The following is a 6,000-nucleotide window of genomic DNA, read 5'->3' on the forward strand; positions in this document are numbered from 1 at the left end:
ACCGTATTTATAAGGTTTTTTGTTTTGAATGTAAAGATATATCATGCCTAATGTCATTTTTTTTCACGCAGATGGAAAGTTTGGCATTGAATTGGAATAGTACTTATCAAATGGAGGTTAAAATGTCAATAGACAAGAAAACTGAAAAAGCGGGCAAAGAGAAAGAGTGGGAAAACCCACAGGCACCCGAAAATACATCCGATGAACGGGACAGGGAGCAAATAGCCAGGCTGTACAAAGAAGCAAAACGCAGACATGACAACCTTAGCGAAAACCAGGAAAACGAAAACAAAGAAGACAACAAACAACAATAAAACTAAAAAACTTTAAAATATTGAATTATGAAAACTTATCAAAAACCAGCAGTAACCAAATTAGTAAACCGTTTCGATAAAGAGTTAATGAACCTTTTAATGAGCGATTTAAAAGCACTTAAACTAAAGAATACAAACCGTTTAAACGTAGCATAGTCTTCTTTAATATATCTACCAAAAACGTTACAACACTAAAAAACATCTATGAAAACCTACCAAAAACCAGCTACCGGCAAATTAGTTACCCGTTTTGATAACGAGTTAAAAAACTTATTAATGGAAGATCTTAGGTCTTTCAGAGAAAGGAATCTGTTTTCACCAAGCAACAAACAGGAAGCTGTACAACAACAGTTATCAGCTGCCTGATCGATCATATATTTCTACAATATCTACCAAAAAACATCCTTTGAGAAAAATAAGGCCCGCTATAATTAGCAGGCCTTATTTTTTGAAGCATATTTTACTATGAGTTTTGCTGTTTTAGCCGATGCGCCGGGAGTACCCATTTTTTCATCAAGCACATCATAGTCTGCCAGCATTTGCTGCCTTAGATGTTCGTTATGCAATAGGTTATTCAGTTCTTCAGTTATTTTTGCTGATGTGCAATCGTCCTGTATCAGTTCCTTTACTACCAACCTATCCATGATCAGGTTAACCAACGATATAAATTTTATTTTTATCAGCATACGGGCAATGCCAATGGTTACTGCATTGCCTTTGTATACTACTACCTGCGGCACATTAAATAAGGCAGTCTCCAGCGTAGCTGTGCCTGATGCTACAACGGCTGCCTGGGCATTGGCCAAAATATCATAAGTGGCATTAAATATAACGGGAATGACTTTATCACCCAGGTATTGATCATAGTATGCTGCATTGAACGACGGTGCACCTGCTACCACAAACTGATGATGCGGAAACTTGTGTATAGCCCCCAGCATCTCGGGCAGCAGGCGGCTTATCTCCTGCTTACGGCTACCCGGCAACAGCGCTACTACCTTTTTATCAATTAGGTTATTATTTGCAAGGAAATTGACATCGGGCTTAAAGGCATCAACCGCATCCAGCAGCGGGTTGCCAACGTAATCTATCTTCATGCCCCAACTTTTGTAAAAATCCACCTCAAAGGGCAGGATACAAAACAGGTGATCAACAATACGTTTAATTTTCAGGACACGTTTTTGGTTCCAGGCCCAAACTTTAGGGGATATATAATAGTAAACCTGTAACCCCTGTGTTTTGGCAAACTCAGCTATCTTTAAATTAAACCCGGGGAAATCTATAAGTATTAAAACATCCGGCTGATAGGCCACAATATCCTGCTTACACTTTTTAAGATTTTTAAGAATAGTATTCAGGTTGATGACCACTTCTACAAAACCCATAAAGGCCATATCGGCATAGTGCTTTACCAATGTACCACCTTCGGTTTGCATCAGGTCGCCGCCAAAAAAACGAAAGTCGGCGTCGTTGTCCAGTTCTTTTAAAGCTTTCATCAGGCTTGCTCCATGCAAATCGCCCGAAGCTTCACCGGCTACCAGGTAATACTTCATCTTTAACTATGCATTTTAAATACAAACACCAACAATGTACAGGCAAATGTAGCTATCATTATTCCGTTTGATGTTTTATCAAGATATGCTTTCGCCGAAAACCTTAACAATATCAGGTTTAACCCAATAGCTACCAGGTATGGCGCAGCTGGTTTATCTATAAAGGAATCGTCTTTTAACAACAAAGAGAACACCAACCATGCAATAGCAGGAAGTACGCAGCCATATAGTATCCCCAAAAAAAGATTATTCTTTTTAAACATTAAACGTCCAGGTATTTAAAACGGGTATAGCATGGTGGGCGGTCATATCAAACTGAACCGGCACAACAGATGCATAATTATGTTCAAGCGCCCAAACGTCGGTATCCTCGCCATTATCATTATTCTGAAAAACCCCCGTTAACCAATAGTACGGGCGTTTGTATGGGTCAAAACGCATATCAAATTCTTCGGCCCATTTGGCATTAGCCTGGCGGCATATTTTTAGGCCTTTTATTTTATCTCCTGCCGGGAAGTTAACATTTAGTACAGTACCACCCGGCAAGCCGTTGGCCAAAACCTGCAACGCAAGCTCTTTCACAAATTTTTGACAAGGATCAAAATCGGCCTGCAGTGTGTAATCATCTAACGAAAACCCTATTGATGGGATACTTTCTATAGCCCCCTCAACGGCGGCCGACATTGTACCGGAGTACAGTACATTAATAGAATTATTCAATCCGTGGTTAATGCCAGATACACACAGGTCTGGTTTTACACCTTTAAGCACGCTGTTAACAGCCAGTTTTACACAATCTACCGGGGTACCGCTGCAACTGTACATCTCAATACCTTCGTAAACATCAACCTTATCTAAACGGAGGGGTTTACCGATGGTAATGGCATGCCCCATGCCAGATTGCGGACTATCCGGCGCTACCACCACTACCCTGCCAATCTCTTTCATGGTATGCATTAAGGCTTTTATACCCGGGGCGGTTATACCATCGTCGTTCACTACTAATATGGTGGGTTGCTTAGCTTTTGTCATGGGGCAAAAATAGCTATAATTGAATTATGCTTTCTTCAGAATTGTATTAAATAATCTTATTTACACCCGGGATCTTCACCAATACCAAACCTAATAAAAAGCTTAACCCAACGGCCAGCGGGCAAATTACCAACAGCTTTAAAGCCGGATCAATAGCCCAGTTCCTTACTATTACCGATAGTGATATTACCACTAAAGGATGAAAAATATAAACCGCGAATGTGCTACGCGATAATTTACTAAGGAACGCCGATGGCTTGTTCCAACTATGTTTGCCTATGCAAAGCAGGGCTGTAATAATACTAAAGCCAACCAACTGCTCCCATACAGCATACCATAACGATTGCCAGTGTGTACCGGTATTGAACCACGCTATAGGGAAGTCCAGTATTTTCTGCACCACAAAAAATAACGGAAAACCTATAAGTACCAGGCAAAGGGCTATTGCCCGCGTCCGCTTGCCCATTTTATAGTCAGCGCTATCCAGCCATTTATTTTTTGAAGCCACTAACCCTAAAATAAACAAGGCAATATATTGCGGAAAGTACCCCAGTTGAAACCCCAGAGGCTTTAATACCCATCCTACCGGGAAAACAATGCGTACAACATAACTTATAAACCCAATACCTATAGCAAAAAACAGAATCGCAGTTACTGATGGCAAAGCTATCACCGTTTTTAAGCGGCCAACTACCATCCTGTAAAATACATAAATCAGCGTAAATATTAGCAAGGCGGCAACAAACCACAGCACACCAAAATCTATCCAGGGATGAAAACCTCCTAAATATTGCAGGTAGGTAATATCGTGCCCATCAGCCCATTTGTAAGGAATGTAGCTTAACATAGGTGACAGCACCAACGAATAAAAAACCAATGGGATGCCTAATCTAATCAAGCGATCGGTAACAAACTTTACCGGCCCCTTTTTATCGTATGATGAAGGGATGAACAATGCCGAAAGGAAAAAGAAGAACCCCATAAAAAATGCCTGGTTAACGGCCACAAATACCGTCATAGGAATTATAGCACCCGTCAATGTTGTTTTTTGCGCGTAATACCAGCCGCCCGGGGCACCATAAGTGATAAAGGTATGGTGCATTATAACCAGCACCGTGAGCACTACTTTTAAGTGGTCGATGTAATTGATTTTTGCTTTGGGTTGGATGAGTGCAGGTTGCGATTCTGAGTTAGGCATATGGTTGGGGTATGGTATAAAAATAGTGTAAATTTTAGTCTATTCCTCTTCTTGTCGTCGCAGGGTCTCACATCGTGTATTTTTGGCATAATCACCCCCTTATAATGTCCTTATCCCACCCCCAAATAATGGTGTTATGGCCATAGCTTTGTATTGTACATAATGGAAAAGATTATAAACTTATAAATGCTATGAAAGACGAAATTTTAAACCATTTTAATAAAACGACAGACGAGTTAATTGAATTACTTACTCCGCTTACCCAGGAACAACTAAATAAGGTTCCTTTTGAAAACAGCTGGACAGCGGGTCAGGTTGGCGATCATCTTTGTAAATCGTATGATGCAACTGGTGTTTTAAATGGGAATGTAAAAGCAACAGATCGCGTACCTGATGAAAAACTGGGAGAGGTAAACAAGCTGTTTTTAGATTTCAGTATAAAAATGGAATCTCCAAAAGAAATCCTCCCAACAAATGATGACATAAACAAAGGCAACCTGCTTACCTCGTTAAAAACAAGAATTGCATCTTTACGGGAGGTAATTATCAATAAAGATCTGACAAAGATCTGCCTGGATTATGCCATACCGGGCTTTGGCGAATTTACCCGTATGGAATGGATTGGCTTTATTACCGTTCATACCCAAAGGCATATCCATCAGCTAAAAAATATCAGCTCAAATATCAATTGAATATTTTATCGTCGCAGGGTCTCACATTGTGGCCCTGCGTTGCTTTGCAGGAACAAAGTAGTTAAACTCTAATTATTCATATTACGATTGCATGATATGTTTAAATGAAAATAACTTCTTAATTTGTCGATATGTATCTGCCCTTCCGTAAATATATTGACGAATATTCCGGCGACACGATGACAGACGATGAGTTTGCATTGGTGAAGGCGGCATTTACTCCAAAAAAAATCCGTAAGAAGCAATATCTACTGCAGGAGGGCGACGTTTGCAAGCACCTTTCCTTTATTATAAAAGGCGCCATGCGGCAATATACAGTTGACGAAAAAGGCAACGAGCACATTGTACGTTTCGGGATTGAAAACTGGTGGATGGCCGACCGTGAAAGCTTTGAGTTTTCAACCCCGACTATCTATTATATTGATGCGCTGGAAGATACCGAACTGTTACAGGTATCGCTCGCTAATCTAACAGAATTGAAGCAAACCTTCCCCGGAATGAACAAGCTTACATTGGCGCTTGATAAACGCGGGCACATTGCCGCGCAGAAACGAATAACCGCCGCCATAAGCCTTACCGCCGAAGAAAAATACCAGAACCTGTTTAAGATCCATCCCATATTTTTCCAACGCTTTCCGCAGGCGATGATCGCATCTTACCTTGGCATTTCGCCCGAAACGCTGAGCCGTATCCGCAAAAATTCCATCCTTAAATAATGCATGTCAGTCCTTTACAGGTTTTATGCTTGATAAATATCAAGTGTATTTCTTGCTATATATCATTTAGCAGACCAACCCGTTATCCCACCTTTGATGTGAACAAAGACAAATAATTCACACAAATTAAGATCATGAAAAAGATAGTTTTTATTACCGGCACAAGCACAGGTTTTGGTAAACTAATGGTAGAAACGCTCTCAAAAGCAGGTCATACCGTAATTGCAGGTATGCGCGGCGTTAACGGAAAAAACGAAAAAATTGCAAATGAGCTTAACGCCCTGCCCAATGTTGAAGTTACCGAAATTGAAATAACCGATGATTCATCGGTAAACTCCGCTATCCATAATGCTATTACAAAATATGGTAAAATAGATGTACTGGTAAACAACGCCGCCATGGCCGGTTATGGTTTATTGGAAGGCTATTCAGTTGAGCAATTCAAAAAAATGATGGATGTAAACCTGTACAGTGTATTACGCACTTATTTGGCCG

The 6,000-nt window shown here is 40.4% G+C and carries 10 protein-coding genes; 6 read left to right on the forward strand and 4 right to left on the reverse strand.

The features are described from left to right. The first annotated feature begins 50 nt into the window (after nucleotides 1-50). Genes JWQ85_RS07540 through JWQ85_RS07550 form a run of 3 tightly spaced genes read left to right on the forward strand, consistent with a single transcriptional unit; the run spans nucleotide 51 to nucleotide 680 of the window. A complete protein-coding gene (locus JWQ85_RS07540; protein ID WP_299466323.1) occupies nucleotides 51-314 on the forward strand; it encodes a hypothetical protein in 264 nt (87 codons plus the stop codon). A 27-nt stretch (nucleotides 315-341) separates the two neighbouring features. Beyond that, nucleotides 342-470: a hypothetical protein gene (locus JWQ85_RS07545; RefSeq protein WP_299466326.1), complete on the forward strand. Its 129-nt coding sequence runs from the start codon at nucleotides 342-344 to the stop codon at nucleotides 468-470. Nucleotides 471-518: 48 nt separating this feature from the next. Next, nucleotides 519-680 (forward strand): hypothetical protein, encoded by a 162-nt coding sequence (locus JWQ85_RS07550; RefSeq protein WP_299466328.1) that lies wholly within the window; start codon nucleotides 519-521, stop codon nucleotides 678-680. A 65-nt stretch (nucleotides 681-745) separates the two neighbouring features. On the opposite strand, the gene lpxB is transcribed toward JWQ85_RS07550, so the two are convergent. Genes lpxB through JWQ85_RS07570 form a run of 4 tightly spaced genes read right to left on the reverse strand, consistent with a single transcriptional unit; the run spans nucleotide 746 to nucleotide 4,097 of the window. Continuing rightward, the gene (lpxB, locus tag JWQ85_RS07555) at nucleotides 746-1,867 is read right to left on the reverse strand and encodes a lipid-A-disaccharide synthase (protein ID WP_299466330.1); all 1,122 of its coding nucleotides are present in this window, start codon (nucleotides 1,865-1,867) and stop codon (nucleotides 746-748) included. Nucleotides 1,868-1,869: 2 nt separating this feature from the next. After that, nucleotides 1,870-2,130, reverse strand: a complete 261-nt coding sequence (locus tag JWQ85_RS07560; protein ID WP_299466333.1) for a hypothetical protein — start codon at nucleotides 2,128-2,130, stop codon at nucleotides 1,870-1,872. Next, nucleotides 2,123-2,899 (reverse strand): 5'/3'-nucleotidase SurE, encoded by a 777-nt coding sequence (surE, locus tag JWQ85_RS07565; RefSeq protein WP_299466336.1) that lies wholly within the window; start codon nucleotides 2,897-2,899, stop codon nucleotides 2,123-2,125. Before surE ends, JWQ85_RS07560 begins: the two co-directional genes overlap by 8 nt. Nucleotides 2,900-2,945: 46 nt before the next feature. Further along, nucleotides 2,946-4,097: an acyltransferase gene (locus tag JWQ85_RS07570; RefSeq protein WP_299466339.1), complete on the reverse strand. Its 1,152-nt coding sequence runs from the start codon at nucleotides 4,095-4,097 to the stop codon at nucleotides 2,946-2,948. 191 nt (nucleotides 4,098-4,288) lie between these two features. Here JWQ85_RS07570 and JWQ85_RS07575 point away from each other — a divergent pair, with 191 nt between their 5' ends. The 3 genes from JWQ85_RS07575 to JWQ85_RS07585 form a co-directional block, all read left to right on the forward strand. Beyond that, complete coding sequence (locus JWQ85_RS07575; protein WP_299466342.1) at nucleotides 4,289-4,789, forward strand: DinB family protein; 501 nt, start codon at nucleotides 4,289-4,291, stop codon at nucleotides 4,787-4,789. A gap of 131 nt (nucleotides 4,790-4,920) precedes the next feature. Further along, nucleotides 4,921-5,505, forward strand: a complete 585-nt coding sequence (locus tag JWQ85_RS07580; RefSeq protein ID WP_299466345.1) for a Crp/Fnr family transcriptional regulator — start codon at nucleotides 4,921-4,923, stop codon at nucleotides 5,503-5,505. Between the two features lie 134 nt (nucleotides 5,506-5,639). Next, nucleotides 5,640-6,000: SDR family NAD(P)-dependent oxidoreductase (locus tag JWQ85_RS07585; protein ID WP_299466348.1), on the forward strand; the 361-nt coding region annotated here is incomplete at its 3' end.

Origin of the sequence: Mucilaginibacter sp. (genome assembly GCF_028288105.1) — a bacterium.
In the GTDB taxonomy this organism is placed as follows: Bacteria; Bacteroidota; Bacteroidia; order Sphingobacteriales; family Sphingobacteriaceae; genus Mucilaginibacter.

Excerpts from the sequence above, each read along its gene's own strand:
- JWQ85_RS07540 (WP_299466323.1), top strand. The coding sequence starts at position 51 with ATGTCATTTTTTTTCACGCAGATGGAAAGTTTGGCATTGAATTGGAAT.
- JWQ85_RS07545 (WP_299466326.1), top strand. The coding sequence starts at position 342 with ATGAAAACTTATCAAAAACCAGCAGTAACCAAATTAGTAAACCGTTTC.
- JWQ85_RS07550 (WP_299466328.1), top strand. The coding sequence starts at position 519 with ATGAAAACCTACCAAAAACCAGCTACCGGCAAATTAGTTACCCGTTTT.
- lpxB (WP_299466330.1), bottom strand. The coding sequence starts at position 1,867 with ATGAAGTATTACCTGGTAGCCGGTGAAGCTTCGGGCGATTTGCATGGA.
- JWQ85_RS07560 (WP_299466333.1), bottom strand. The coding sequence starts at position 2,130 with ATGTTTAAAAAGAATAATCTTTTTTTGGGGATACTATATGGCTGCGTA.
- surE (WP_299466336.1), bottom strand. The coding sequence starts at position 2,899 with ATGACAAAAGCTAAGCAACCCACCATATTAGTAGTGAACGACGATGGT.
- JWQ85_RS07570 (WP_299466339.1), bottom strand. The coding sequence starts at position 4,097 with ATGCCTAACTCAGAATCGCAACCTGCACTCATCCAACCCAAAGCAAAA.
- JWQ85_RS07575 (WP_299466342.1), top strand. The coding sequence starts at position 4,289 with ATGAAAGACGAAATTTTAAACCATTTTAATAAAACGACAGACGAGTTA.
- JWQ85_RS07580 (WP_299466345.1), top strand. The coding sequence starts at position 4,921 with ATGTATCTGCCCTTCCGTAAATATATTGACGAATATTCCGGCGACACG.